Genomic DNA, 25,425 nt, shown 5'->3' on the forward strand with positions numbered 1-25,425 from the left:
GGCCAGAGGCCTCTCGCCTGACCTCACTCAAACCGGTCGATAATGCTGATGCCGCTATCGGTAAACGTGTTCATCGCGGGCAGGGCGGTGACGGCGTCTTTGAGGGTGATGTGGCGGCCGATCAGCTTCTCAGGCGAGAGCTTGCCGCTGCGGATCATGGCCAGCATGTCGTCATAGCGCCAGGCCTGCATGCCGTGGCTGCCGTAGATTTCCAGCTCGTGGGCGATGACCCGCGCCATAGGGATCTGCGGCATGGAGTGATCCGCCAACATCAACCCGACCTGCACGTGGCGGCCGCGACGGCGCAGATTGCTGATGGAGTTGCAGCAGGTCTGGGGATGGCCGAGCGCATCGACCGAAACATGCGCGCCGCCGCCGGTGATTTCGCGCACGGCCTCGCTCACATCGGCGACTTCGCGGCTGTTGATGGTGGCGGTTGCGCCCAGTTGCCGCGCCAGCGCCAGCTTGTCCTGTGCAATATCGATGGCGATGACCTGCGCGCCAAGCCCCGCGCCAATCATGATGGCGGAAAGGCCAACGCCGCCGCAGCCGTGCACGGCCAGCCATTCGCCACCCTTCAAGCGGCCTTGATCGACTACGGCGCGGAAGGATGTGGCAAAGCGGCAACCGAGGCTCGCCGCCGTATCGAAACCCATGTCTTCTGGCAGATGCACGAGGTTCTGATCTGCGTATTCGATGGCGACATATTGCGCGTAGGAACCCCAATGGGTGAAGCCGGGCTGGAACTGCGTTTCGCAAACCTGCTGGTTGCCGGAGCGGCACTCCTGGCAATGGCCACAGCCGGACACAAAGGGAACGGTGACGCGATCACCCACCTTGAACCGCATGACATTTTTGCCAACGGCTGAAATCACGCCCGCAAATTCATGGCCCGGCACATGCGGCAGCTGGATATCGGTGTCATGGCCCATCCAGCCATGCCAGTCGCTGCGGCAAAGACCCGTTGCCTTCACCTCGACCACCACGCCGCCCGGTGTCGGTTCCGGGTCCGGCAGGTTGGCTATGCGAGGTGCCTCACCGAAGGTTTCGTAAAACAGTGCGCGCATGACTATTCTCCTGAGACGGCTTGAGATCGCGTCCTTTTAGCTGGAAACGATCTAGCCGGATTTCGGAGGACGAAACAGTGCGTCACTCTGCTACAATCATCAAATCTTCTGATGCAAATTTCAGGGTGATGCGCTCGCCAATCGCTGGCGGTGTCTTGCCGGGATCATTGAACATATCGAAGGACAGCGTCGCGCCGCCCACATCCATTCGCGTGCGGATGACCGAGCCGAGGAAGTGGCTGGACGTCACGATGCCAGAAATCGCGACATCGCCGATGCTGGCTTCGCCCAGCGAACCCGCCTCGGGGCGCAGCGCCACCGTTACCTTTTCGCCATCGGCCTTGTTCAGAGGCTTCTTCAGCGAAACCTGCTGGTCGCCAATCCGAATGGTGCTGGTGGAAGCATCCACCACGGTCGCATCGATCAGGTTCAGCGTGCCGACGAAGGACGCCACGAACCGCGTTGCCGGCTTGTTGTAGATATCGAAAGGCGATCCGATCTGGTCGGCGCGTCCGGCATTCATCACCACGATGCGATCGGAAATGGTCAGCGCCTCTTCCTGATCGTGGGTCACGAAAATGGTGGTGATCCCCAGCTTGCGCTGAATGCTGCGAATTTCCTCGCGAAGCGACACGCGGATCTTGGCGTCCAGCGCCGAAAGCGGCTCGTCCAAAAGCAGAACCTGCGGCTTTGGTGCCAGCGCCCGTGCCAGCGCCACGCGCTGCTGCTGCCCGCCAGACATCTGGTAGGGGTAGCGGTCCGCCAGATGTTCGAGATGAATGATGCCGAGCATCTCCTTCACCCGTGCATCGATTTCAGCTTTCGGCTTGCCCGCTATCTTGAGGCCAAAGGCGACGTTCTCATACACATTCATGTTGGGAAACAGCGCGTAGGCCTGAAACACCATGCCGATATTGCGCTGGTTGGGCTTGAGTGTCGTCTGGTTTTTGCCGTTGATAACGATGGAGCCATCGCTCGGCGTTTCGAAACCGGCAATCATGCGCAGGATTGTGGTCTTGCCGCAGCCCGATGGTCCGAGGAAGGAGACGAATTCTCCCTGCTCGATCGCCATGTTGAAATCATGGACGACCTGCACCGAGCCGAAGGATTTTCTGATGTTCTGGAGTGTCAAAAAGCTCATAAAATAAGTCCTCAGGCCTTGGGAGGCGCGCCTTTTTGATAGCGCGAGACGAGTTGGATAAGGCCCAGGCAGCCCCATGTGATGCCGAAGGAAATAACGGCGAGCGCGGCGGGCTCATAGGCGCGGTTGGCACCCAGAAGCTGCATGTAAGGTCCGAAGGCCGGGCGGTTTAGAAGCGCTGCCATGGTGAATTCACCGATGACGATGGCAAAGGTCAAAAACGCGCCCGAGAGAACGGCGACCAGTACATTCGGCAGAATGATGCGGGCAAGAATAGTTGTCCATCCAGCGCCGAGGCTTTGCGCAGCCTCCGTCAGCGTCGTGATGTCGATGGTGCGAAGCCCGGTGTCGACCGCGCGATACATGTAGGGCAGGGCAAGGATTGTATAACCGAACATCAACAGCAGATTGGTGCCTGATGTCGTCCCCGTCAGCGGCAGCCAGCTGGAGGTGTTATAGAGCCTGATATAGCCGAAGACGATGACGATAGCGGGAATGACGAGCGGCAGCAGCGTGATGAACTCGATGACGGGGCGCAGGCCGGGCAGTTTCAGCCGCACCCAATAGGCCGTTGGTACCACAAGCACGACGCCGAAGACGATTGTGACCAGCGCCATCAGGACGGAAAAGCCGAAGGTTTCCTGAAAACGCGGATCGCTGAGAACGACGGCGTAGGCGTCGAACGAATAGACGCCGCGCCGCATCTTCAATGAAAAGTTGGTCATGCCGATGAGCGGCAGGGCGAAATAGAGCAGGCCGAACAGCAGCGCGCCCCATGCGAAGATCCGCTTCATTTCAGCCACCTTTCGCTGCGCGTGCGCATCCAGATGTAAAGCATATTGGCAATGCAGGTCACAAGGATCATGCCGAAGGCCAGCGCGTAACCGAGGTGGGGGTTGCCCAGCACGTCACCACGGATTTGCGCAAACAGCAGAATGGGCACGATGTTGAGCGACGAGCCCGTCAGCGCTATCGCCGTTGCAACAGCACCGAAGGCATTGGCAAACAGCAGCGAGAATGTGCCGAGAATGGAGGGCAGCAGAATGGGGAAGGCCACCATGCGCCAATACTGAAAGCCGCTGGCGCCCAGAATTTCGGCAGCTTCGCGCCATTCGCGCTTCAGGCCATCCAGAGCGGGCGTGATGATGAGGATCATCAGCGGGATTTGAAAGAAGAGGTAGGTAACGGTCAGGCCCCAGAAGGACAGGATGTTGAAGCCCAGAAGGCGCAGATCAAGCCCAACCTGTGTTTTCAAAAACACGGTGACGAGACCGACAGGGCCAAGTGTGGCGATGAAGGCAAAGGCCAGCGGCACGCCAGCAAATTGTGAGGCAACACCGGAGAAGGTCAAAAGCGGCGCGCGAATTCTCTCCGGCAGGCCGCCCAGCACCACGGCGGTCGCCACGCCAAAGCCGATCAGACAGCCAAGGGCTGCAGAGGCGACGCTGATCTTGATGGAAATCCAATAAGCCGAGAGAATGGAGGCGGTGAAAAGCCCCGCAATATTTTCCAGCGTGAAGCCACCTTCCGGCGTCTGAAATGCGCCGATGACGATTTTCATCGTCGGCATGATCAAAAAGAGAAGAATAAAAATAGCAAATGGCAGAACGCCCAGCCACTCCAGCTTCAGGCGACGCCCGGCTGCTGGTCGCGATGGCGCGCCACTAATGTTTGATGACATATCATGTTCCCAAACGCCGCGATCATTGCGGTCTTGTGTCTTATAGACCATCCGCCCCGCTCTTAAGAGAAACGGGGCGGATGGTTCTATGTGTTACTTGACGTTTGCGCCGACGACCTTGTCCCAACCGCCGGTGACGGCAGCCTTGTTGGCATCGACGTCTTCCAGTGTCGGGAAGACAGCCTTTTCATAGGCTGCTGCTGGTGGCAGGGCGTCCAGAAGATCCTTCGGGATCTTGTTTGCCTTTGCCATCGCGTTGAAGCGGATCGGGTGGCAGAAGCCCTTCAACCAGCCAAGCTGACCATCGTCGGAATAGAGGTGCTCCATCCACAGCTTCGCAGCATTTGGATGCGGAGCATAGGCGGAGATGCCCTGCACGTAAACGCCAGCCAGAACGCCCGAGGAAGGCACGACGACTTCTGTCGGCGGGTTGCCGTTCAGCGTCTTTGCCCACGAAAGCGCGTTATAGTCCCAAGCAACGACGATCGGGGTTGCACCCTGTGCCAGCGTACCGGCCTTGCCAATGACGGGAACGAAGTTTCCAGCCTTGTTGAGGTCAGCGAAATATTTCAGGCCAGCTTCGCCAGCAGCCTTGCCGTCCTTGGCGCCAGTGGAAAGACCGGCAGCGAGAACACCCAGAATAGCCTGGTTGGAGGCGCGTGGATCGCCAGCAAGAGCAACCTGACCGGCATATTCGGGCTTCAGAAGGTCGGCCCAATCCTTTGGCGTGTTGGTGACCAGATCCTTGTTCACGAACAGGGACATGACGCCGTAATAATCGCCGTACCAGTAGCCTTCGGCATCCTTCACATTGTCAGGAATTTCGGCCCAGGTGGAAACCTTGTAAGGCTGCAGAAGACCTTCCTTCTTGGCCTGTGGGCCGAAGGCGAGACCAACGTCGATCACGTCAGGTGCCTGTGGGCCCTTATTGTCCTTGTTGGCCTTGATGGCTTCGATTTCGTCAGCAGAGCCGGCGTCCGGGTTCAGCTCATTGACCTTGATTTCAGGATACTTGGCCTTGAAGGAGGCGATAACGTCGCCATAGCCGCACCAGTCGTGGGGCAGGGCGATGGTCGTCAACATGCCTTCCTTCTTGGCGGCAGCGATGAGTTCTTCGCTTGGGGCTGCGGAGGCAATCGCTGTCGAAGCGATGACCAAGGCTGTTGTGAGCGATAGCAGTCGGCGGCTGTGCGAGATCACGGTAGTTCTCCTCTGGTGTCTCATGCGTCTGACGACGCTGTACGTGGGTTGCATGAATGTTATGTGACGGATTTTTCCAGGTGGTTTCCCACCATCGTCATGGTCCCTGCCGTTTTCTTGCCATCATTGCGCCCTCTCGTCGCCATGATATTCGATAAACGACATAAAAAATTCCGCTTGCGCCGTTGCCGGTCTTTCCTGGCGGTACGGATTTCTAGTTTTCTCCCTTTCCCGGCTTTCTGAAAAGCCGCGTCTGTTCGAACAGGTCTTCGAGAGAGTTCATGCGCTGGCGGGTCTCGTCCCAGCCGTTGTTCTGAACTGCCTCAATGAGAGCTTCCACGACAAACAGCGTCACGACAGAGCTGTCCCACGCCGATGGTGCCTCGATGCGCACGCGAAACGTATGTTCTGCGAAGCGCGAAACAGGTGATGTCCACTGGTCGGTAAACAGGAGGATGCGCACATTGTTGTCATGCGCCACCTGCGCCAGCGTTACCATGTCCTGCTCATAGCGGCGGATATCGAACATCACGAGCACGTCGCCCGCATTCATGTTGAGCATGAATTGCGGCCAGGAACTGGAATTGGAGGACATCAGCGCCGTCTTGGGACGGATGACCTGCATATGCGTGAAAAAATATTCCGCAATCGCCCCGGTTATGCGCCCACCGACGAAATAGATGCTTCGCTTGCGGTCCGACAGAAGGGCGGCGGCATTGTCGAAGTCGGCCGTATCGAGGTCGCTCAGCGTGTCGCGCAGATTGTTGGTGATGGCATCGGCAAAGCGGTTAAGGATGTGCAGGCCCGGTGCGTTGCTGGCCCAGCGATCATGCTTGGCAATGGGGTTGGAAATGGTGGCTTCGAGTTCCTGATGCAGCCGCGCCTGAAAATCTGGGTAGCCCTTGAAGCCAAGCTTTTGCACCATGCGTGCCACGGTCGGCGTCGAAACGCCTGCATTTTCTGCAACCGTGGTGATGCTGCCGAGGCCTGAAACCGGATAATTGCCAAGAAGGCTTTCCGCCAGGCGCTTTTCCGAACGCGTCAGGCTCTCATAATGAGCCTGTATCACGTCCGAAACGGTCGCTGCCGAACTGTGCAAATTTTTCCCCTTTCCGGTCTTTTCGCCGGTCTGTTAGCGCTGATTAAGATACGGCGTGCAGACGGAGTCAATCGAAAAAATGAAGAGAAAATTTCAAAATACCGTTTGACACTTTGGGCTATGTGAAGAATTCTCTTCGGGCTGTTGGGGAGCAGCACTTGCATAGGGGATTGGGCCATGACGGTGCTTTCGCAGTTTTTCACCGGTAACGAGGCGGAGCCTGTTGCGGTGGAAAACAGCTCAGGAAAAGGCAGTGTGCTGCTTGTTTGTGAACATGCTTCGCAAACATTGCCCGCTCGTTTCGGCACATTGGGTCTGGGTAGCGATGTCCTGCAAAGCCATATCGCCTGGGATCCCGGCGCGCTGGCTGTTTCCCGACTTCTGTCTGAGAGCCTGGATGCAACGCTGGTTTATCAGCGATATTCCCGCCTGGTCTATGATTGCAATCGTCCGCCGGAATCGCCTTCGGCCATGCCTGTTGTGAGCGAAATCTATGATATTCCCGGCAATGCGGATTTAAGCGATGCGGACCGTTATGCCCGCACTTCGGCTCTTTACATTCCGTTTCATGATCGCATCAGCCAGCTGATCGCAGCGCGGGATCAAACGGTTCTAGTAACGATACACAGCTTTACGCCCGTCTATCACGGTAAGCCCCGCACGGTTGAAATAGGCATTCTGCACGATGCGGATACACGGCTGGCCGATACCATGCTGGCCCATGCAGGGGGCTCATCGTTCAAGGTCGAGCGCAACGCGCCCTATGGCCCTGAGGATGGTGTCACCCATACGCTGCGCCTGCATGCACTGCCGAGCGGGCTGTTGAACGTGATGATCGAGGTCAGAAACGACCTCATACAGGATGAAAAGGGGCAGCGCGCCGCTGCCGATTTTCTACACGGGCTTCTGGTGGCGGGGATTGCCGCTGAGGCCGAATAATTCGTTTCGCGGTGTTTGTTCGCGGAACAGGAATGGCGCTGCACCGTCAAGAATGCCGAATAATCGGCACGGGTGCAGCGTGGGAACAGCAGATGAGCATGGCGTGGTCGGGTGTTCCATCACGCCGAAACTGGGGCAAAATCGGCCATTCCGGCTGACAGCCTGTTTTTCTTGATCAGGAGAGAACGGCATAGACAGTTCATCATCAGGCGTCAGCTACAAGAAGGCTGATGCATCCTATTTCGAAAAAAGAGGGCTCTCGCGTTACGCGGGCGTCTGGTCGCTCTGGGCGCTCGGCGTCGGTGCGGTCATTTCTGGCCATTTTTCCGGCTGGAACTTCGGCTTTGCCACCGGCGGCTGGGGCGGCATGCTGGTTGCGGGCATCATCATCGCCATCATGTATCTGGGGCTCACATTTTCCATCGCGGAAATGAGCCCGGCACTGCCGCACACCGGTGCGGCCTATTCCTTTGCCCGCACGGCCATGGGCCCATGGGGCGGCTTTATCACCGGGCTTTGCGAGAACGTCGAATATGTTCTCACCCCCGCCGTCATCGTCACCTTCATCACGGCCTATGTGAACTCCATTCTGGGGCTTGATCCCGTTTATTCGCCGCTCTTATGGGTGCTGTTCTACGCCATCTTCCTCGCGCTAAACGTCTACGGGCTTGAACTATCCTTCAAGGTAACGCTGGTTATCACGCTGATATCGCTTGCTGTTCTCGTCTTCTTCTGGATCAGCGCCATCCCCAACATGGATTTCTCCCGCTGGGCGCTCAATATCGGCGTCGGCCCGGATGGTGCGGCGGTGGAACTTCCCGAAGGCAACGGCTCCTTCTTCCCCTTCGGCATCTCCGGCGTTCTGGCCACGCTGCCCTTTGCAGTCTGGCTGTTCCTCGCCATCGAGCAGCTTCCGCTGGCGGCGGAAGAATCTGTCGATCCCAAGCGCGATATGCCCAAGGGCATCATTCTCGGCATCATCACGCTGATGATTTCGGCCTTCATGATCGTGCTGCTCAACCCATCGCTGCCCGGCATCGGCGCGTTCCATCTCGGCTCGTCGTTGGAGCCGCTGCTGTATGGTTTCAAGGCTGTCTATGGTGATGGTGGCGTGGTTCTGCTTGGCTTTGTTGCTCTTACCGGCCTCATCGCGAGCTTCCACACCATCCTTTATGCGCAGGGTCGCCAGATCTACTCGCTCTCGCGGGCGGGCTATTTCCCGACGGTTCTGTCTGTCACGCACCCCAAGTTCAAGACGCCGCATGTGGCGATGCTCACAGGCGCGCTCATCGGTCTTGCCGTGATGATGATCATCTGGTTTGCGCTGGGTGCGACGGAAGGCGGCAGCATCATCGGCAGCGTGTTGCTCAACATGGCCGTGTTCGGCGCGATGTTCTCATACATCATGCAGGCCATCTCCTTCATCATGCTGCGCCGTAATCTGCCGGATATCGAGCGGCCTTTCCGCTCGCCGCTCGGCATTCCCGGCGCGGTGCTCACCATCATCATTGCCGTCATAACCTTGCTCTATCAGGTGCAGGACCCGAACTTCACCAAGGGCGTCATCTGGGTGGCGTTGTGGTTTGCCGTCGCGATTGCCTATTTCGCGCTGGTCGGCCGTCACCGCCTCATTCTTTCGCCGGAAGAGGAATTTGCGCTGGAGCACAAGCAGGCCGCACTCAATGCGGCGGCATCGAAGGCTTGAACCAACTCCAAAGGGCGACCGGCAACGGTCGCCCCATTTGAACAACAGGGAACGAAAACATCATGACGACCTACACATTCGACGAATTGAAAAAGGATGTCGCTGAGCGGCGCATAGACACGGTTCTGGCATGTGTCGTGGATATGCAGGGTCGTCTGATGGGTAAACGGTTTCAGGCTGAGTTCTTCGTGGAAAGCGCCTATGAAGAAACCCATTGCTGTAACTATCTTCTGGCAACCGATATGGAGATGGAAACCGTTCCCGGTTACAAATCCGCCGGTTGGGACAAGGGCTATGGCGATTATACGCTGAAACCAGACCTCTCCACGCTGCGGCGGGTGCCGTGGCTGGAAGGTACGGCACTTGTGCTGTGCGATGCCTATGACCACCACACCCATGCGGAAGTGGCCCATTCGCCCCGTGCCATTCTGAAAAAGCAGGTCGCACGTCTGGAGGCCATGGGCCTCAAGGCTTTCATGGCAACAGAACTGGAATTCTTCCTGTTCGACCAGAGTTTCGAGAACGCCCGTGCTGGCGGCTACCGCGATCTCAACGTCGCAAGCCCCTATAATGAGGACTACCACATCTTCCAGACCAGCAAGGAAGAAGAGGTGATGCGCGCTATCAGAAACAATCTGCAAGCCGCTGGTATTCCGATTGAAAATTCCAAGGGCGAAGCGTCTGCCGGTCAGGTTGAACTGAATGTCCGCTACGCCGATGCCCTCACCATGGCCGACCGCCACGCCATCATCAAGAATGCCTGCAAGGAAATTGCCTGGTCCAAGGGCAAGGCCGTGACCTTCCTTGCCAAGTGGAATTACGAGGCCGCGGGCAGCTCCTCCCACATCCACCAGTCGCTATGGAGCGTGGATGGCAAGACGCCCATGTTCCTTGATAAAAACGGCGAATACGGCATGTCGGATATGATGCGGCATTACGTGGCGGGGCTTCTGGCCCATGCCAGCGAAACGACCTATTTCCTGGCGCCCTATATCAACTCCTACAAGCGTTATATGGCTGGCACCTTCGCGCCGACCAAGGCCGTGTGGAGCCTGGATAACCGCACGGCGGGCTACCGCCTCTGCGGTGCCGATAGCAAGGGCATCCGCATCGAGTGTCGCATTGGCGGGTCGGATATCAATCCGCATCTTGCCATGGCGGCCTTGATTGCGGCAGGTATTGACGGCATCGAGAACAAGTTGGAACTTGAGGCCCAGTTTGAAGGCGATGCCTATGGCGGCAAGAACATCAGGGAGATTCCTAAGACGCTGCGCGATGCGACCGAACACCTCAATGGTTCAAAGATGCTGCGCAGCGCGTTCGGGGATGATGTCGTTGATCACTATGTTCGCGCCGCAAAGTGGGAGCAGGAAGAATATGACCGCCGCATCACCGATTGGGAAGTCGCGCGCGGTTTTGAACGGGCATAACAAAATTTAAAGATATAGAAAGAACCACCATCATGGTCATGATCCAGAATATTTCGCCGATCGACGGTTCGGTCTATGCCGAGCGCGAGGCGATGTCGCTGGACGCGGCACGGGCTGCCGTATCGAAAGTGCGCGCCGCGCAAAAGTCATGGGCGCGCCGCCCCTTGGAAGATCGCGTTCAGCTGGTGTTGAAAGGCGTAGCACGGCTGAATGAGATGGCCGCAGAGGTCGTGCCGGAACTGGCCCATATGATGGGCCGTCCGGTGCGCTATGGCGGTGAGTTCAAGGGCTTCAACGAACGCTCCAACTATGTCGCCTCTATTGCAGCCGATGCGCTGGCGCCTCTGGTCATCGAGGAAAGCGGCAATTTCGAGCGTCGCATCGAGCGTGAAGCCCATGGCGTCGTCTTTGTCATCGCGCCCTGGAACTACCCCTATATGACGGCCATCAACACCATTGCGCCCGCGCTTATGGCTGGCAACACGGTTGCCATCAAGCACGCCGCACAGACGCTGCTGGTGGGTGAGCGCATGGTACGCGCCTTCGTGGAAGCGGGCGTGCCTGAAGATGTGTTCATCAACCTCTTCCTCGATCACCAGACCACCTCGGCGCTGATTTCCGAAGCCCTGTTCAACTTCGTCAACTTCACCGGCTCCGTCGAGGGAGGTCGCGCCATCGAGCGTGCCGCTGCGGGCACTTTCACCGGGCTCGGTCTCGAGCTTGGCGGCAAGGACCCGGGCTATGTCATGGAAGATGCGGATCTGGATGCAGCGGTCGATACGCTGATGGACGGCGCAACGTTCAATTCCGGGCAATGCTGCTGCGGCATCGAGCGTATCTATGTCAATGAAACGCTGTATGACGCTTTCGTTGAAAAGTCCGTCGCCTGGGTTTCCAACTACAAGCTCGGCAATCCGCTTGAGCAGGAAACGACGCTGGGGCCAATGGCCAATAAGCGTTTTGCCAAGGTGGTGCGCCAGCAGGTGGCGGATGCCGTTGCCAAGGGCGCGAAGGCGCTGGTCGATCCAAAACTCTTTGCCGCAGATGATGGCGAAAGCGCCTATGTCGCGCCGCAGATCCTCGTTGATGTCGATCATTCCATGGAGTTCATGATGGAAGAAACCTTCGGCCCTGCCGTTGGCATCATGAAGGTGAAGAGTGACGACGAAGCCATCGCGCGGATGAACGACAGCAAATACGGCCTCACAGCTTCGCTGTGGACGCAGGACGCGGAAAGGGCAGGGCGCATCGGCCGCGAGATTGAAACCGGCACCGTGTTCATGAACCGTGCGGATTATCTTGACCCTGCTCTGTGCTGGACCGGCGTCAAGGAAACCGGTCGCGGCGGCTCGCTTTCGGTCATCGGCTTCCAGAACCTGACCCGTCCAAAATCCTACCATCTGAAGAAAGTCACGAAATGAATATCGTCGCAAACTGGAGCTATCCAACCCCGATCAAGATGGGACGCGGCCGCATCAAGGAACTGGCCGACGCCTGCAAGACGCTGGGCATGAAAAAGCCGTTGCTGGTCACAGACCGGGGCTTGGCCACCATGGCCATCACCGGCCACGCACTGGATATTCTGGAAGAGGCAGGCCTTGGCCGCGCTCTCTTTTCCGATGTCGATCCCAACCCCAACGAGATCAATCTTGAGGCGGGCGTGAAAGCCTTCAAGGATGGCGGCCATGATGGCGTCGTCGCTTTCGGCGGCGGTTCGGGTCTGGATCTGGGCAAGGCCGTTGCCTTCATGGCGGGCCAGACGCGCCCTGTCTGGGATTTCGAGGATATTGGTGACTGGTGGACCCGCGCCAATTCAGATGGCATTGCGCCCATCGTGGCCGTGCCCACCACCGCAGGCACAGGCTCGGAAGTGGGACGCGCCAGCGTCATCACCAATTCCAAGACGCATGTGAAGAAGATCATTTTCCACCCGAAATTCCTGCCCGGCGTCGTGATTTGCGATCCGGAGCTGACGGTTGGAATGCCGAAGGCGATCACCGTCGGCACCGGCATGGATGCCTTTGCCCATTGCCTGGAAGCCTATTCCTCGCCCTTCTTTCACCCGATGAGTGCCGGTATCGCGCTTGAAGGCATGCGTCTCGTCAAGGAATACCTGCCGCGCGCGCATAAGGACGGAACCGACATCGAAGCCCGCTCCAACATGATGGCAGCCGCTGCCATGGGCGCGGTGGCCTTCCAGAAGGGGCTCGGCGCCATTCATTCGCTCTCGCATCCGATCGGAGCGGTCTATAACACCCATCACGGCATGACCAACGCCGTCGTCATGCCCGCCGTCCTGCGCTTCAACCGTCCGGCAATTGAAGAAAAGATCGCCCGCGCCGCCGCCTATCTCGGCATCGAAGGCGGCTTTGATGGCTTCTATAATTATGTGCTGGAGCTGCGCCACGAACTGGGCGTTCCTGAAAACCTGACCGCACTCGGCATCAAGCCCGACCGCGTGGACGAGCTGGCGGCAGAAGCCATCAAGGACCCAAGCTGCGGCGGCAACCCGGTGCCTATGACGCTCGAGAATACCAAGGCGCTGTTTCTGGAGTGCTTCTGAGTTTTTTGAGCGAAGCTAAGAGCGCTCTGCCCACACAATAAAGCCTGGTCCCGCGCGGAAGCGGGGCCACAACCGGCAATAAGTTGCTCCGAATATTCTCAATTCGTTAACCATATTTGTTAACAATGAGGGTGCACCATGATAGTCGCGGTGCGTTGAAGAGCGATGAATTCAGGCTCTGCATATGGGGGGCCACATGCCAGTCATTACTTTTGCAAATACCAAGGGCGGTGCGGGAAAAACGACGGCAGTTCTGCTGCTGGCGACCGAGCTTGCCCGGACCGGTCACCGCGTAACAGTGCTGGATGCCGATCCACAATTGTGGATTTCGCGCTGGTCGGACATGTCCGGCCGCGTCCGCAATCTTTCCATCATCTCGAACGTCACCATGGCATCGCTGGAGACCCACATCCGGGAAAACCGATCCAGCACGGACTGTTTTATCATTGACCTGCCCGGTACAAAAAACCCGCTTCTAACGATGGCGCTGGGAATTTCGGACCATGTCATTATCCCGGTGCAGGGCTCCGCCATGGATGCGCGCGGCGCCGCAGAGGTGCTGGAACATATCGAATATCTGAACGCGAAAATGGGAACGACTATCGATCATTCCGTTGTTCTGACACGCGTCAATCCCATGGTCAGCACGCGCTCCATGTTGCTCGTAAAAGCCCTGTTGGCTGAGAAGAACGTTCGAGTTCTCAACACACCCATTGCAGAGCGTTCAGCTTTCCGTGACATTTTCAATGCTGGCGGCACCCTTGCCCAGCAGGATTGTCACAAGGTCAGCAATATCGACAAGGCAATGGAAAATGTTCGATGCTTCGCCGATGAGGTGATGCGCCTGATGCCTGCGCGCGTCGTGCGCTCGGGTAACATCTTTAGAATGTTCAACCGTCGCGCTGCGTAATCTTCCAACGAGAGATGACGCCCGGTCAAAAACCGGGCGTATTTTTCGCTTGATTTGGAAACGAATGTTTTCTATATCGTAGGCATGACACAGAGCCATCCCCACTCCCTGCAATCTCGCCAACGCGGACGCCCGCGTGAATTCGAAGTTGATGCAGCCATCGACCGGGCAATCGGCGTGTTTGCCGAGCGCGGCTATCACGCGACCTCCGTTGGCGATCTGACGCAGGCAACGGGGCTGACGCAGGGCAGTCTCTACAAGGCCTTCAAGGATAAGAAAGACATCTATATCGCTGCGATTGAGCGATATAAACTTGTGCAGACCCGCCGTTTCGAGGCGGCGCTGGCGCCAGCGCCAAACGGCCGCGAGAAGCTGCGGGCAGCACTCGATTTTTATGCGGATGCATCCACCGGGCAATCGGGTTCGCAGGGTTGCCTGATCGTTGGCGCTGTCGCCGATCTGGCATCTCTGGATGAAGATGTGGCGCGCGTTGTGCGTGGCTCCATGGAAGCGCGTGCGACCATTCTTGCCCGCGTGATCACGGAAGGGCAGGCGGATGGCAGCGTCAGCACCGAAATGGATGCTGTGACCTTGGCCAGAACCGCGCTTTGTATGCTTTACGGAATTCGCGTCGTCGGCAAGACAGCCCCGACGCGGGAGGAACTGGGTGCCGTGGTCGATATTGCGATGAAGCTGTTCGACTGATTTTTAAGTATTTTGGAAATGAATATTTCCAATTTGGAGATGAATATGACAGATACGGTGCTTGCCGCTGAGCCGGCGAGGGAAGAAAGCCTTCCTTCCGCAATGATCTTTCTGCTGGCGTCAGCCTGTGGACTGATTGCTGCCAACATCTATTACGCCCAGCCGCTTGCGGGGCTGATCGGCGCGGAGCTTGGCTTCTCCCCGGAAACGACGGGCCTGATCGTTACCCTGACGCAGATCGGCTACGGCCTGGGACTGCTTTTCGTGGTTCCTCTCGGCGATCTTGTTGAAAACAGGCGGCTGATTGTCACCACGGTGGCAATGGCGATCCTTGCCCTTCTCGGCGCGGCGCTCGCACCCCATGCGGGATTGTTTCTTGTCGCGGTGTTTCTGGTCGGCATCAGCTCCGTCGCGGTGCAGATGATCGTGCCGATGGCTGCGCATATGACACCAGCCGCCATGCGCGGACGCGTTGTCGGTAGCATCATGAGTGGCTTGATGGTCGGCATCATGCTGGCTCGTCCGGTGTCGAGCGTGCTTTCGGAATTCGTCACCTGGCGCGGTGTCTTCGCAATCTCTGCCGCTGTCATGGCTGTGCTGGCGGTAGTGCTGTACCGATTGATGCCACGCCGCGAACCGGACGCACGGCTTGCCTACTCCGCCCTCCTGCTTTCCATGGGCAAGCTTGCCGCCACCACGCGCTTGCTGCAAAGGCGGGCTCTGTATCAGGCCAGCATGTTTTCAGCCTTCAGCCTGTTTTGGACGGTAACGCCGCTTTACCTCAGCAGCCCGGCTTTCAATCTCTCGCAAACCGAAATCGCGCTCTTTGCGCTGGCCGGTGCTGCTGGTGCCATCGCAGCGCCAATTGCCGGACGGATGGCGGATCGCGGATGGACACGTCCCGCAACCTTTGCTGCGCTGACGGCTGGAGCGGTTTCCTTTCTCTTGACGCATATTGCGTCTGAGGGGTCGCATCTGTCGCTGGCTTTGCTGGTTATCGCGGCCATCGTGCTCGACTTTGCGGTAACGACCAATCTCGTCTTGGGTCAACGCGCCATATTCACGCTCGGTGCGGAGTTTCGAAGCCGCCTCAACGGCATCTTCATGGCAACATTCTTCATGGGTGGTGCCGCCGGTTCGGCGCTGGGTGGCTGGGCGTATGCCTACGGTCATTGGGCCGCAGCGTCCTGGCTCGGTTTTGCCCTTCCTGCGGCAGGTCTCGCCCTCTTCCTGACAGAAAGGCGGGCCGGAAAAGCCAGCATCCGTCTCGGGTAAAACGTCTTCGTCAAAAGCACGGACTGGCGCGCGAGCGCCAGTCCTGGTTTGAGCGCCGGACGCTCTTTACATGCCTACGAAAATATCAGGGTTTCGGTGACGATCAGCGGGTCAGATGGGATGCGTCGGCAAGTCCAATCACCGCCCGGCTCCGGAAAAAGTCGTCTTGACGCAAATGCGTAATGCTTCCCGATTTCGCGGGGAAGCTGACAAAGCAACAGGCTTCAATCGGTATCTTCATCCATGCAGCAATGACCATACTCAGCGTGAAGCCGTGGGTAACAATGATCTGGGCTGCGCAGGGGCGAGACACAATTGCTTCAACGCAGGGAAATATGCGGGTTGCAACGTCACGACGTGTCTCCGCACCGTCGATCCCGCAATGGTGATCCAGACGGTCATTGTCAGGCGCGGGTACGTAGCGGGCATCGAGCCACTCCTGCGGCTGTCCACCTGCTGCACCATAGCTGATTTCGCGCAAGGCTGTCGTCTCAATGACATCCAAACTCAAGCGCCGCGCAATGGCCTGCGCCGTTTGTGATGCACGGCGAAGGTCGGAGCTGTGGATCTCAACCTCTCGCTCACCCAGCACCTCCGCCAGCCGCTCGGCTGTGGCCTGCGCATCGCGCTCGCCGCGAAGGGTGAGATCGGTGTCGTACCAGCCGCCCACCTTGTTCTCTACGTGATGGATCGATTCCGTATGGGTGACGACAAAAAGCTCTTTTAAGGTTCCCATCCCGTTTCCTTTTCCGCGAAACAAGCTTTAGACGCAAAAAGGGCTCCATACAGCGACGCGACCGAATTCAACATAGAAAAAGCCCGGCGTTTCCACCGGGCTTTTGCAATTCCAAACCTGCTTATTCGGCAAATTCCACGACCACACCGGGCCTTACCATCTTGGCCAGTTCCGTTGCATCCCAGTTGGTTAGTCGGATGCATCCATGGCTGTTGGTCTTGCCGATCTTGGAGGGCTCCGGCGTTCCATGAATACCGTAGGTTGGCTTCGACAGCGCAATCCAGACAGTGCCAACAGGGCCGTTCGGTCCGGGTGGTATCTGCAGGATCTGCGTGTTTTGCCCCTGCTGGAAATTGATCTTGGGGTTGTATGTATAGCCGGGATTAAGCGCGATACGCTCCACCGTATGCGTGCCGCTAGGCGATGGCGTGTCGGACGAGCCGATGGTCGCGGGATAGGCGGCAATCAGAAGACCAGCCTGGTCATATGCAAAGACCTGCTTGATGCCCTTGTGAGCAACGATACGGGCGACCTGTCCCGTCTTGACTTCGCCAGGGCTGACAACCTTGATGATCGTGCCAGGCACGGTGAAATCGACGCCCGGGTTCAGTTCCTTCAGATAGGTTTCATCCATATGGAACCGCTCTGCCAGGGCTTCCGAGGTCGAGGTGAATGCCAGGGCAGGCAATTGTGCCTTTTCGGCATAATCATCCGGGATGGACGCGACGTAAGGCCCAGCCGCATCCGCTGCGGTGATGGTATAGTCAACGATTGCCATGCCGCCGGTGTTGCGCAGGCGCTCGAGAATATCGTCCGTGTTGTTCGGGTCCAGGCGTTCGCCGGTCATTTCCTGCCAGGCTGCAATCGCCTTGTTGACGTTGTCACCCATCTTGCCATCGATCACGCCCGGTGAAATGCCCTCGCGATCCAGAAAGACCTGCAAGGCGACGATTTCCTGACGCGACCGGTTGACCGGCGCCGTCACGGGCTGATTGCGTTCGATGAGATGGTCTGGCTGCGGCACGGCAGCAACGCTGCTCTCGCCCGGCATCGGCTGGTTCAGCGGCGCACTTTCGACGGCACCCGGGCGTGCGACAGAGCCGGTATAGACGTCCGGTTCACTGCCATCGCCTCTAAATTCGCGATAGTCCTGCACATTGCCATCGCCCCTGTAGCCATAATCGCGCTGAGGTTCGCGATACTGGCCGCCGGGTGCTGGCGGGTAGTAGGTTTCGTTCTGATTATAGTAGGGATCGCGATACGGATCCTGCTGCTGCGCCTGACGCCGTGGCGTTGCCCCGCGCGGCATCTCGGTTGCCACCAGATTGCCATAACGATCATAGTAAACAGTGCGGCCCATCCGGTCGCGGCTGATGACGATGTCACCGCTTTCGGGCATGAATTCGAGCACCCGCCCGTCTGGAGAGACGAGCATTGGCTGTTCACGGTAAACCTGCCCCTGCTGTGCATTGGCTTGAGTTGAAGCCATGAAGGGCGTTGCCGCAACTGCGAGGCAGAACACTGCGTTAATAAAAAGTTTCACGATTCGGCGATCCCATGGGTTCTTGCCCAACACACACACGTTAATCTTGACCCTATTGTGAAAAAGATGAATTCGGGGTTAACGCAATCTTAATTTCCTGACGTCGCGATAGCTTTTGCGTGATCGTTACGTCGACAGGGCAGCGAGGAGTAACCATGCGCGCTTTCCATTCCGGGCTTTCGCCTGTCATCCACCTTGACGAAACATCCGTCCTCGACATCGGCGCATGTGTCGTTGGTGGTGTCGATCTTTCTCCCGGTCGCGCCATACCTGACGATGGTGATCCCCGTATCGATCATTCCCTGGAGGGGTTTCTATTTACATGTGGCCCAGACCACATTCGTCATCCCCAACCGATTGCTGGCAATGCCGAGGGCAAGAAATATCCGCTTCACGGTTCTTTCTCATCACATCCGGCAGAGATCATTGATTGGGTTTGCTCTGATGATAATGCGCGCGCCACCGCAAGGGTTCCAGTCACGCTGGCAGATGGGGGCACGGCCCTTCTGGAGCGGGAATGGCGGATCGACGGATCAACGGGAGAAGTGCAACTGCACGACCGGGTGACCAACACCAGCGACCACGCGCAGCCCGTCTTCCACATGTATCACATGAATGTCGGTGCATGGTTGCTCGATGACGGTGTCCGGCTTTCCGGTGCAATGTTCCAGGAGGGCGGTTTTGGCTGGCGCTTCGGGGATGAGCCGGGAAGCGTTTTCTGCGTGCAGGCTGCGCAGGAGAATGAAGGCGGGCAGGAATGGGCGGAAATGTCCCTCGGCCCGATTGCTGCTGTGGGCGGAAAGACGCTGAAAGTCGCATTCCGCACCGATACGCTGCCCTATCTGCAGATGTGGCGAAACCAGCAGGCACCGGCCAACGTGGTGGGGATAGAGCCCGTATCGCACCGCTGGGTGGACCGCGCCGAGCTCGAGAAATCGGGCGAATTCAACATGCTCCAGCCGGGCGAAAGCCGGACCTATGCGTTGCGCTTCCGCTTTGTCTGAAACGGCAGCAAATTGGAAAGCCGTATCATTGACGCACCGGGTTTAACCCCTTACACCGGTTTCGGATTTAAGCACGACACAGCTTTCAAGGGCCATATGTGTCGGGAATGGAGGGTATGAAGATGGATATCAGGCGTATCGACGACGAATATTCCGTAACCGGCCAGATCAGCGTTGCCGACCTCGACGAGATCAAGGCGATGGGCTTCAAATCCGTTGTTTGCCACCGTCCGGATGGTGAAGAGGACGGCCAGCCGCTGTTTGCAGACATTGCCGAACGCGCGCAGGAACTGGGCATCGCCGTTGCGCATGTGCCGGTTGGCCGGTTTGGCGTGGATGCTGATGCCGTCACCGGCATGGTGGATGCGCTGGACGAATTGCAGCGACCGATGCTAGGCTATTGCCGCTCCGGCGCGCGCTCCACAGCCATTTACGAAAAGACCCACCACCTTCGCGGCTGAAGGTGGGCGTACTACCAAATTCTACGTCATGAACAGGAGTTTAGCATGAGCATCAAGCGTATCGAACCCGGCAAGCGCATGAGCGGCGCAGTCGTTCACGGCAACACCGTTTACCTCGCTGGCCAGGTTGGCGAAGGAACATCGGTAACCGAACAGAGCAAGTCTGCGCTGGCTGAAGTCGATCGCCTTCTGGCTCTCGCCGGATCGGACAAGTCCAAGGTGCTCCAGACCATCATCTACCTCTCCGACATGTCCACATTCGGCGAAATGAATGCCGTATGGGAAGGCTGGATCGACCCCGCCAACCCGCCAGCCCGCGCCACCAGCGAAGCAGCACTCGCTACGCCGGACTACAAGGTCGAGTTCATTGTGACAGCCGCTATCTAAGTGGTTTCTATCGTGATGAGAAAGCCGGTCCTTTTGGGCCGGCTTTTTTGTTTTGTGTTGATGTTGCTGGGGGGTACGCCCACAAACCTTTCTTAATTTTCAATCCCTTGGCGCCCTCAGCTCGAAAGCTGATTCAACGCCTTGCCAAACTGATTCATATCAACCACGCGCTCATCGAACCAAAGCCGCGCAAGATCGCTGGCCGAGGTCAGGTTGATGCCGTCAGGGTCTATCGAGGTGATTTTCCATGCGCCGGTTTTCTTGCCCGCCAGTGCGGCGAGCTTTGAGGCTTCGCCCCTGATGGCGTTGAGGCGGGTGATTTCTGTTTCCGCTGCTGTCATCAATTCGTCTGCGCCGGATAGATCGGTGCGTAGATCAGCTGGCGTAATGTTGCTGGCGTTGCGGGCCGGGCCGCCATTGATCTGCACGCCTTCCACCGTGAGGCGGTAAAGTTGTGTATCGGGCAGGGCGAGGTAGAGCTTGGCCTTGGGGTAGCGGGCGATATAGCGCGCCTTGGCAAGCGGCGCGTCTTCAGCGCCCATCAATTCGGCTGTTCCAACAAGCGTCAGTCTCGGCAGCGTCAGGGCGTCTCCCTTGGAGAAAGCGGCCAGAACCAGCGAGATGCGCGCATCCGCCTCGATGTTGCGGGCATGGAGTGCCAAGCGGGCGGTGAAGAAGAAGGGCGTTCCATCCGGCTCGATGGCGATGTTGGTGGCGGTGTTGTAGGGGTAGCCGCTTTCAGGATCGAGCGTGGCAAGGCCTGCGACGCGGCAGGTGTGCAGCACATCGCGGGCCACGCGGATGGCCTCGAAGGGTGCACCGGCGGAAGGTTCGATTTTTGCGCCACGTGGGGTAATTGCTGCCATGATGCTCTCCGTCTTCTAGCCAGAACGGTTTACATCATGGCAGAGCTATTTCCATTGTCAGATATCAGTTGCCTTCGCGAATTTGCGTCAGCGTGCGGGCAGGGGTGATGGCCTCAGGGTCGAGCTTGATCTCGATGATCGCAGGCTTGCCACTGGCGCGGGCGCGCTCATAGGCCGGGCCGAAATCTTCCGTCTTCTCCACAATCTCGCCGTGGCCGCCATAGGCCTTGGCAAAGGCCACGAAGTCCGGATTGACGAGATCTGTGGCGCTGACGCGACCGGGATATTCCCGCTCCTGATGCATGCGGATGGTGCCATAGGTGCCGTTATTGACGAGAACGGTGATGATGGGCAGGCCGTAACGCACAGCGGTGATGAATTCCTGACCGTGCATCATAAAGCAGCCATCGCCCGCAAAGCAGACCACTTCGCGCTGCGGAAACAGATGCTTGGCGGCGACTGCGGCTGGCAGGCCATAACCCATGGAGCCGGATGTGGGGGCCGACTGCGTGTTGAAGCGGCGGAAGCGGTGGAAGCGGTGCACCCATGTGGCGTAATTGCCAGCGCCATTGGTGAAGATCGTATCTTCCGGCACGTTGGCTTCGATCCAGTCCATGATCGGTCCCATCTGCACCGGGCCGGGGCCGGTCTTTGGTGGGGTGGACCATGTGCGATAGGTCGCGTGCATTGCCGCTGTGCGCTCTGACCAGACAGGGTTTTCAGGCGCTTCCAGGGTGACAAGTGCTTCGACGAATTCGCCGGGGGCGGCACAAATGGCAAGGTCTGGCCGGTAGACACGGCCAAGCTCTTCGGCCTGCGGGAAGACATGCACCAGCGTCTGCGACGGGTAGGGTATGTCGAGCAGCGTATAGCCGGATGAGGGCATTTCCGACAGGCGGCCACCCAGCAGAATGATGAGATCCGATTGCTTGATTTCTTTTGAGAGCGCCGGATTGATGCCGATGCCGACATCGCCCGCATAGGACGGGCTCAGGTGATCAAACAGCATCTGGCGGCGGAAGGAGCAGCCGACCGGCAGCTTGAAACGTTCCGCAAAGGTCTTGAATTGCGCAACGGATTGTTCCGTCCAGCGTGTGCCGCCGAGGATGACCATGGGGCGCTGCGCACCCGCCAGCAGCTCGGCAAGCTTTGCCATTTGCTGCGGGCCGGGGTGGTTTTCGACGGGCGTGTAGGGCTTGGCTTCCGCTGCATCGACCAGTTCCACCAGCATATCTTCCGGCAGGCTGAGCACAACGGGGCCGGGGCGGCCTGAGGTGGCGACGGCGAAGGCGCGGGTTACGAATTCGGGAATGCGGCGGGCATCATCGATTTCACCGACCCATTTGGCGAATTCGGTAAAGGCGCGGCGATATTCGACTTCCTGAAAGGCTTCGCGCTCACGCGCATCGCGCTGGACCTGACCAATGAACAGGATCATCGGGATGGAATCCTGCATGGCGATGTGCAGACCGGCAGACGCATTGGTGGCGCCGGGGCCGCGTGTGACCATGCAGATGCCGGGTTCGCCGGTCAGCCGACCCCAGGTGTCGGCCATCATGGCAGCGCCACCTTCCTGGCGGCAGACCACGGTTTCGATGCCGCTTTCGTACAGCGCATCCAGCACCGCCAGATAGCTTTCGCCGGGCACGCAGGCCACGCGGGAAACGCCATTGGCTTTCAGGGCTTCGACAATCAATTGTCCGCCGGTTCTCTTCATGGCGTCAAATTCCTTTCAATCTCGATCAACTCGGCCAGCACTTCCTGCTGATGCTCGCCAAGGCGAGGGCTCGGGCGGTTATAATGTAAGGGTGTTTCAGACAGAACGATGGGTGTGCGCACGCCGGGAATGACGGTGCCGTCGGCGGCTTCAAGATCAACACGCAGGCCGCGCGCCTCAACCTGCGGATCGGCAAACATTTCCTCGATGGAGTTGATCGGCCCGGCGGGGACGGCATTGCTTTCGCAGGCGGTCAGAAGATCGCGCTTCAGCCATTTCAGCGTCTCGGTGGAAACGAGCTGCCGGACCTCGACCTTGTGGGCGACGCGGGCCTTGTTGGTGGCGTATCTCTCATCATCGGCAACAGTTTCGATGCCGAGGATCTTGCACAGGCGGCGGAATTGCCCGTCATTGCCAACGGCCAGAATGAGGAAGCCATCGGCGGTGGGCACGACCTCGTAAGGTGAAATATTGGGGTGGGCATTGCCCAGCCGCACCGGTGCCTTGCCTGAAATGAGGTAATTCATGTTCTGGTTGGCAAGGACAGCCGATTGCACATCCAGAAGCGCCATATCCACATGCTGGCCCTGACCCGTTCGCATCGCGTGGATGAGTGCCGCCTGAATGGCTGTGACGGAATAGATGCCGGTAAAGATATCGGCCACCGCCACGCCCGCCTTCATCGGCTGGCCATCCGGCTCGCCGGTGATGGACATGAAGCCGGACATGCCTTGCACGATGTAATCATAACCGGCGAAATCGGCGTAAGGCCCGGTCTGGCCAAAGCCGGTAATCGAGCAATAGATGAGCTTGGGGTTCAGCGCCCGCAGGCTCTGGTAATCCAGCCCGTATTTCTCCAGCCCGCCGCGCTTGAAATTCTCGATGACGACATCGGCGGTCTTGACCAGACGGCGCACGGTCTCGCGGCCTTCGTCGGTTTTCAGATCGACGGTGATGGAGCGTTTGCCACGGTTGGTGGAGTGGTAATAGGCGGCGGACAAGTTATCGCCATCCTTGCTCTCCACAAAGGGCGGCCCCCATGCGCGCGTATCGTCTCCGCCATCAGGGCTTTCCACCTTGATGACGTCAGCCCCCATATCCGCCAGCATCTGACCTGCCCAAGGGCCTGCCAGAACGCGGGCAAGCTCAATCACACGAATGCCTGCAAGCGGCGGCTGTTTTTTGCTGGAAATCTCTGCCATGTCTTTCTCACATTTTCAGAAATCTATAGCGGGGCTAACTTCTGCGTGCATGTGAAATAATCTCATGGCCTTATTCCGTTTCAGCAATGAAACAAGGGGTGCTTAAGAGTGCGAGGCACCTTCTGAAATCGGCTGGATGGCGAGTCGCAGGCCCATCGTCCGCAAAATGGCGCTGAGCCCCCGCAATTCCGGATTACCTGTCGCCGAAAGTGTTCTGTAAAGCTGGGTGGGGTTAAGGTTCGCTTGCTTCGCAACGTGAGGCACACCGCCAAAGGCGTTGGCCATTTGCCGCAGAGTAACCATCAACTCGCCCTGATCGCCATCCGCCAGGATTGCATCCAGAGTGGCGGCTGCCAGAGCAGGGTCATCTCTAAAGACATCGGCCATGGCATCGTCATGACTGCGATCTTTCATCGAGTAGCTCCTTAGTCCGTTCGATTTTGCCAATCCCGCCAGAATGCACAGGCGCGGTCTATATCGGTGTTCTGGGTCTTTTTGCTTCCGCCGCAAAGCAGCAACATGACGACCTTGCCCGCCCGGGCGTAATAAACCCTGTATCCGGGACCAACATCAATGCGTAGCTCATGCACGCCGTCGCGCAGAGGCTTGAAGTCTCCAAAATTACCCTGCTCCAGACGATTGAGGCGTCTGATGATGGCGATCTTGGCCTGCATGTCGCGCAGATCACCAAGCCATGAGGCAATCGGATCTGCGCCATCAATCGTCACATAATGTCTGATCTCAAACATAATTATCTTCGTTTAAAAACGATTATGCAAATGATTTTTACAGTATGATGTCTTCACATCGATGAAGCCGTCACCTTGCGCGTCCACTCTGCGAAGTCCGCAGCCGGGACTTCCCAGCCGATTTCGTTCAGGGTTTCGTGGCGCATTCCGGGGTAGATGCGGTCTGTGACGTCAGTGAAGCCTGCGGAGCGGAACTGTTGCGCGAGCCAGCGGATTTCGCGGCCATTATTGGTGGCGGCGTCTTCATCTCCGCTGACGAGCAGGAGCGGCAGGTGCCGTGGGAGCCGGGCCAGAAGTTTGGGCCCGCGATAGGACATATAAAACACATCCTGCCAGAGCGAAACGCTGGCTTCGAACTGGCAGAGCGGATCTTCGACATAGGCATCGACGGCAGCCTTGTCGTGGCTTAGCCAATCGGCAGAGGTGCGTTTTTCCGGCATCTTGCTGTTCCAGATGCGGAAGGTGGCTTTGGGAAGAATGCCGCTCGGTACGTCCGAACCTTTCAGCATCTTTTCGATCCTCAAAATGACTTGCGCCACTCGCCCCATAAAGCCGGTGTTGAGGTTGGAGTTCCAGATTGAAAGGCCGTCAAATGCGTCGGGGTGGCTGACCGCTGTGTTGAGAGCGATAAGCCCGCCCATGGAATGACCAAAGAGAATGATGGGCAGGCCCGGGTGACGCTCTGCCGCCATGTGCCGCATGGCCATCAAATCTGCCATCACCTTCGAAGCCCCATCCTTCCATGCAAACCGCCCCAACGGCGCATCATCGGCCCGGGTGCGGCCATGGCCGCGATGGTCATGCGCATAGACCTCGAAACCCTGTTGGGACATCACCTGCGCGAAGCGACGGTAGCGACCCGCATGTTCGACAAGACCATGGCAGATCATAAGGACGCCGCGTTGCGTTCCTTTCGCGGCTTCATGCCGATAGGCGAGAGAGGCGCCTGTCGGGCTTTCAAGCCGGTTGATCGCACTAAACATGATATCGTCCATCGGTGTCTCCGGTGCTTGCTTATTCTTGGTTGGAGGTTGCTCCAAAGCCT

General features: G+C 58.2%; 25 protein-coding genes. 11 read left to right on the top strand and 14 right to left on the bottom strand.

Features of this window, described 5'->3' with window-relative positions:
* Window positions 1-23: 23 nt before the first annotated feature.
* From ASF69_RS03390 to ASF69_RS03415, 6 genes are all read right to left on the bottom strand, one after another.
* Window positions 24-1,067 (bottom strand): zinc-dependent alcohol dehydrogenase family protein, encoded by a 1,044-nt coding sequence (locus tag ASF69_RS03390; RefSeq protein WP_062585263.1) that lies wholly within the window; start codon window positions 1,065-1,067, stop codon window positions 24-26.
* A gap of 82 nt (window positions 1,068-1,149) precedes the next feature.
* The gene (locus tag ASF69_RS03395) at window positions 1,150-2,208 is read right to left on the bottom strand and encodes an ABC transporter ATP-binding protein (protein ID WP_062585264.1); all 1,059 of its coding nucleotides are present in this window, start codon (window positions 2,206-2,208) and stop codon (window positions 1,150-1,152) included.
* 11 nt (window positions 2,209-2,219) lie between these two features.
* Window positions 2,220-3,002 carry an ABC transporter permease gene (locus tag ASF69_RS03400; RefSeq protein ID WP_062585266.1) on the bottom strand — a complete coding sequence of 261 codons (783 nt, stop codon included), beginning with the start codon at window positions 3,000-3,002 and terminating at the stop codon, window positions 2,220-2,222.
* Window positions 2,999-3,889, bottom strand: coding sequence for an ABC transporter permease subunit (locus ASF69_RS03405; RefSeq protein WP_062585659.1), 891 nt, complete (start codon window positions 3,887-3,889; stop codon window positions 2,999-3,001). Before ASF69_RS03405 ends, ASF69_RS03400 begins: the two co-directional genes overlap by 4 nt.
* Before the next feature lie 93 nt (window positions 3,890-3,982).
* Window positions 3,983-5,089: an ABC transporter substrate-binding protein gene (locus tag ASF69_RS03410; RefSeq protein WP_062585268.1), complete on the bottom strand. Its 1,107-nt coding sequence runs from the start codon at window positions 5,087-5,089 to the stop codon at window positions 3,983-3,985.
* 214 nt (window positions 5,090-5,303) lie between these two features.
* Window positions 5,304-6,188 carry a MurR/RpiR family transcriptional regulator gene (locus tag ASF69_RS03415; protein ID WP_062585269.1) on the bottom strand — a complete coding sequence of 295 codons (885 nt, stop codon included), beginning with the start codon at window positions 6,186-6,188 and terminating at the stop codon, window positions 5,304-5,306.
* 177 nt (window positions 6,189-6,365) lie between these two features.
* On the opposite strand from ASF69_RS03415, the gene ASF69_RS03420 reads away from it, so the two are divergent.
* The 8 genes from ASF69_RS03420 to ASF69_RS03455 all read left to right on the top strand — a co-directional run bounded on the left by ASF69_RS03420 (window position 6,366) and on the right by ASF69_RS03455 (window position 15,715).
* Window positions 6,366-7,127 carry an N-formylglutamate amidohydrolase gene (locus ASF69_RS03420; RefSeq protein ID WP_062585271.1) on the top strand — a complete coding sequence of 254 codons (762 nt, stop codon included), beginning with the start codon at window positions 6,366-6,368 and terminating at the stop codon, window positions 7,125-7,127.
* Between the two features lie 190 nt (window positions 7,128-7,317).
* Window positions 7,318-8,832 (top strand): amino acid permease, encoded by a 1,515-nt coding sequence (locus ASF69_RS03425; protein ID WP_062585273.1) that lies wholly within the window; start codon window positions 7,318-7,320, stop codon window positions 8,830-8,832.
* 62 nt (window positions 8,833-8,894) lie between these two features.
* The gene (locus ASF69_RS03430) at window positions 8,895-10,262 is read left to right on the top strand and encodes a glutamine synthetase family protein (RefSeq protein WP_062585274.1); all 1,368 of its coding nucleotides are present in this window, start codon (window positions 8,895-8,897) and stop codon (window positions 10,260-10,262) included.
* Window positions 10,263-10,294: 32 nt separating this feature from the next.
* Window positions 10,295-11,683 (top strand): aldehyde dehydrogenase family protein, encoded by a 1,389-nt coding sequence (locus ASF69_RS03435; RefSeq protein ID WP_062585276.1) that lies wholly within the window; start codon window positions 10,295-10,297, stop codon window positions 11,681-11,683.
* Window positions 11,680-12,825, top strand: coding sequence for an iron-containing alcohol dehydrogenase (locus tag ASF69_RS03440; protein ID WP_062585278.1), 1,146 nt, complete (start codon window positions 11,680-11,682; stop codon window positions 12,823-12,825). Before ASF69_RS03435 ends, ASF69_RS03440 begins: the two co-directional genes overlap by 4 nt.
* 196 nt (window positions 12,826-13,021) lie before the next feature.
* On the top strand, window positions 13,022-13,735 hold the full coding sequence (locus tag ASF69_RS03445) for a ParA family protein (protein ID WP_062585280.1): 714 nt from the start codon (window positions 13,022-13,024) through the stop codon (window positions 13,733-13,735).
* Between the two features lie 84 nt (window positions 13,736-13,819).
* The gene (locus tag ASF69_RS03450) at window positions 13,820-14,440 is read left to right on the top strand and encodes a TetR/AcrR family transcriptional regulator (RefSeq protein ID WP_062585661.1); all 621 of its coding nucleotides are present in this window, start codon (window positions 13,820-13,822) and stop codon (window positions 14,438-14,440) included.
* Between the two features lie 45 nt (window positions 14,441-14,485).
* Entirely contained in the window at window positions 14,486-15,715 is a 1,230-nt protein-coding gene (locus ASF69_RS03455) for an MFS transporter (protein ID WP_062585663.1), read from the top strand.
* A gap of 103 nt (window positions 15,716-15,818) precedes the next feature.
* Here ASF69_RS03455 and ASF69_RS03460 read toward each other — a convergent pair whose 3' ends face one another.
* Both ASF69_RS03460 and ASF69_RS03465 read right to left on the bottom strand, forming a co-directional pair.
* The gene (locus ASF69_RS03460) at window positions 15,819-16,451 is read right to left on the bottom strand and encodes a histidine phosphatase family protein (RefSeq protein ID WP_062585282.1); all 633 of its coding nucleotides are present in this window, start codon (window positions 16,449-16,451) and stop codon (window positions 15,819-15,821) included.
* Window positions 16,452-16,572: 121 nt separating this feature from the next.
* Window positions 16,573-17,994 (bottom strand): L,D-transpeptidase, encoded by a 1,422-nt coding sequence (locus tag ASF69_RS03465; protein WP_062585665.1) that lies wholly within the window; start codon window positions 17,992-17,994, stop codon window positions 16,573-16,575.
* A gap of 155 nt (window positions 17,995-18,149) precedes the next feature.
* On the opposite strand from ASF69_RS03465, the gene ASF69_RS03470 reads away from it, so the two are divergent.
* The 3 genes from ASF69_RS03470 (at window position 18,150) to ASF69_RS03480 (ending at window position 19,846) form a co-directional block, all read left to right on the top strand.
* A complete protein-coding gene (locus ASF69_RS03470; protein WP_062585284.1) occupies window positions 18,150-18,998 on the top strand; it encodes an aldose 1-epimerase family protein in 849 nt (282 codons plus the stop codon).
* Between the two features lie 122 nt (window positions 18,999-19,120).
* The gene (locus ASF69_RS03475; RefSeq protein ID WP_062585667.1) at window positions 19,121-19,459 is read left to right on the top strand and encodes a TIGR01244 family sulfur transferase; all 339 of its coding nucleotides are present in this window, start codon (window positions 19,121-19,123) and stop codon (window positions 19,457-19,459) included.
* Between the two features lie 45 nt (window positions 19,460-19,504).
* Complete coding sequence (locus tag ASF69_RS03480; protein ID WP_062450148.1) at window positions 19,505-19,846, top strand: RidA family protein; 342 nt, start codon at window positions 19,505-19,507, stop codon at window positions 19,844-19,846.
* A 116-nt stretch (window positions 19,847-19,962) separates the two neighbouring features.
* On the opposite strand, the gene ASF69_RS03485 is transcribed toward ASF69_RS03480, so the two are convergent.
* The 6 genes from ASF69_RS03485 to ASF69_RS03510 all read right to left on the bottom strand — a co-directional run bounded on the left by ASF69_RS03485 (window position 19,963) and on the right by ASF69_RS03510 (window position 25,375).
* Entirely contained in the window at window positions 19,963-20,712 is a 750-nt protein-coding gene (locus tag ASF69_RS03485; protein ID WP_062585286.1) for a pyridoxamine 5'-phosphate oxidase family protein, read from the bottom strand.
* Between the two features lie 64 nt (window positions 20,713-20,776).
* Window positions 20,777-22,429: a thiamine pyrophosphate-binding protein gene (locus ASF69_RS03490; protein WP_062585288.1), complete on the bottom strand. Its 1,653-nt coding sequence runs from the start codon at window positions 22,427-22,429 to the stop codon at window positions 20,777-20,779.
* Window positions 22,426-23,631 carry a CaiB/BaiF CoA-transferase family protein gene (locus tag ASF69_RS03495; protein ID WP_062585290.1) on the bottom strand — a complete coding sequence of 402 codons (1,206 nt, stop codon included), beginning with the start codon at window positions 23,629-23,631 and terminating at the stop codon, window positions 22,426-22,428. Before ASF69_RS03495 ends, ASF69_RS03490 begins: the two co-directional genes overlap by 4 nt.
* Before the next feature lie 102 nt (window positions 23,632-23,733).
* Entirely contained in the window at window positions 23,734-24,045 is a 312-nt protein-coding gene (locus ASF69_RS03500) for a hypothetical protein (protein WP_062585292.1), read from the bottom strand.
* A gap of 11 nt (window positions 24,046-24,056) precedes the next feature.
* Complete coding sequence (locus tag ASF69_RS03505) at window positions 24,057-24,380, bottom strand: type II toxin-antitoxin system RelE/ParE family toxin (RefSeq protein WP_062585294.1); 324 nt, start codon at window positions 24,378-24,380, stop codon at window positions 24,057-24,059.
* A 53-nt stretch (window positions 24,381-24,433) separates the two neighbouring features.
* A complete protein-coding gene (locus tag ASF69_RS03510; protein ID WP_062585295.1) occupies window positions 24,434-25,375 on the bottom strand; it encodes an alpha/beta hydrolase in 942 nt (313 codons plus the stop codon).
* Window positions 25,376-25,425 lie beyond the last annotated feature (50 nt).

It is taken from the genome of Rhizobium sp. Leaf311 (assembly GCF_001423445.1).
Classification (GTDB): Bacteria; Pseudomonadota; Alphaproteobacteria; order Rhizobiales; family Rhizobiaceae; genus Agrobacterium.

Excerpts from the sequence above, each read along its gene's own strand:
- ASF69_RS03390 (WP_062585263.1), bottom strand. The coding sequence starts at position 1,067 with ATGCGCGCACTGTTTTACGAAACCTTCGGTGAGGCACCTCGCATAGCC.
- ASF69_RS03395 (WP_062585264.1), bottom strand. The coding sequence starts at position 2,208 with ATGAGCTTTTTGACACTCCAGAACATCAGAAAATCCTTCGGCTCGGTG.
- ASF69_RS03400 (WP_062585266.1), bottom strand. The coding sequence starts at position 3,002 with ATGAAGCGGATCTTCGCATGGGGCGCGCTGCTGTTCGGCCTGCTCTAT.
- ASF69_RS03405 (WP_062585659.1), bottom strand. The coding sequence starts at position 3,889 with ATGTCATCAAACATTAGTGGCGCGCCATCGCGACCAGCAGCCGGGCGT.
- ASF69_RS03420 (WP_062585271.1), top strand. The coding sequence starts at position 6,366 with ATGACGGTGCTTTCGCAGTTTTTCACCGGTAACGAGGCGGAGCCTGTT.
- ASF69_RS03430 (WP_062585274.1), top strand. The coding sequence starts at position 8,895 with ATGACGACCTACACATTCGACGAATTGAAAAAGGATGTCGCTGAGCGG.
- ASF69_RS03435 (WP_062585276.1), top strand. The coding sequence starts at position 10,295 with ATGGTCATGATCCAGAATATTTCGCCGATCGACGGTTCGGTCTATGCC.
- ASF69_RS03440 (WP_062585278.1), top strand. The coding sequence starts at position 11,680 with ATGAATATCGTCGCAAACTGGAGCTATCCAACCCCGATCAAGATGGGA.
- ASF69_RS03445 (WP_062585280.1), top strand. The coding sequence starts at position 13,022 with ATGCCAGTCATTACTTTTGCAAATACCAAGGGCGGTGCGGGAAAAACG.
- ASF69_RS03450 (WP_062585661.1), top strand. The coding sequence starts at position 13,820 with ATGACACAGAGCCATCCCCACTCCCTGCAATCTCGCCAACGCGGACGC.
- ASF69_RS03455 (WP_062585663.1), top strand. The coding sequence starts at position 14,486 with ATGACAGATACGGTGCTTGCCGCTGAGCCGGCGAGGGAAGAAAGCCTT.
- ASF69_RS03460 (WP_062585282.1), bottom strand. The coding sequence starts at position 16,451 with ATGGGAACCTTAAAAGAGCTTTTTGTCGTCACCCATACGGAATCGATC.
- ASF69_RS03470 (WP_062585284.1), top strand. The coding sequence starts at position 18,150 with ATGCGCGCTTTCCATTCCGGGCTTTCGCCTGTCATCCACCTTGACGAA.
- ASF69_RS03475 (WP_062585667.1), top strand. The coding sequence starts at position 19,121 with ATGGATATCAGGCGTATCGACGACGAATATTCCGTAACCGGCCAGATC.
- ASF69_RS03480 (WP_062450148.1), top strand. The coding sequence starts at position 19,505 with ATGAGCATCAAGCGTATCGAACCCGGCAAGCGCATGAGCGGCGCAGTC.
- ASF69_RS03485 (WP_062585286.1), bottom strand. The coding sequence starts at position 20,712 with ATGGCAGCAATTACCCCACGTGGCGCAAAAATCGAACCTTCCGCCGGT.
- ASF69_RS03490 (WP_062585288.1), bottom strand. The coding sequence starts at position 22,429 with ATGAAGAGAACCGGCGGACAATTGATTGTCGAAGCCCTGAAAGCCAAT.
- ASF69_RS03495 (WP_062585290.1), bottom strand. The coding sequence starts at position 23,631 with ATGGCAGAGATTTCCAGCAAAAAACAGCCGCCGCTTGCAGGCATTCGT.
- ASF69_RS03500 (WP_062585292.1), bottom strand. The coding sequence starts at position 24,045 with ATGAAAGATCGCAGTCATGACGATGCCATGGCCGATGTCTTTAGAGAT.
- ASF69_RS03505 (WP_062585294.1), bottom strand. The coding sequence starts at position 24,380 with ATGTTTGAGATCAGACATTATGTGACGATTGATGGCGCAGATCCGATT.
- ASF69_RS03510 (WP_062585295.1), bottom strand. The coding sequence starts at position 25,375 with ATGGACGATATCATGTTTAGTGCGATCAACCGGCTTGAAAGCCCGACA.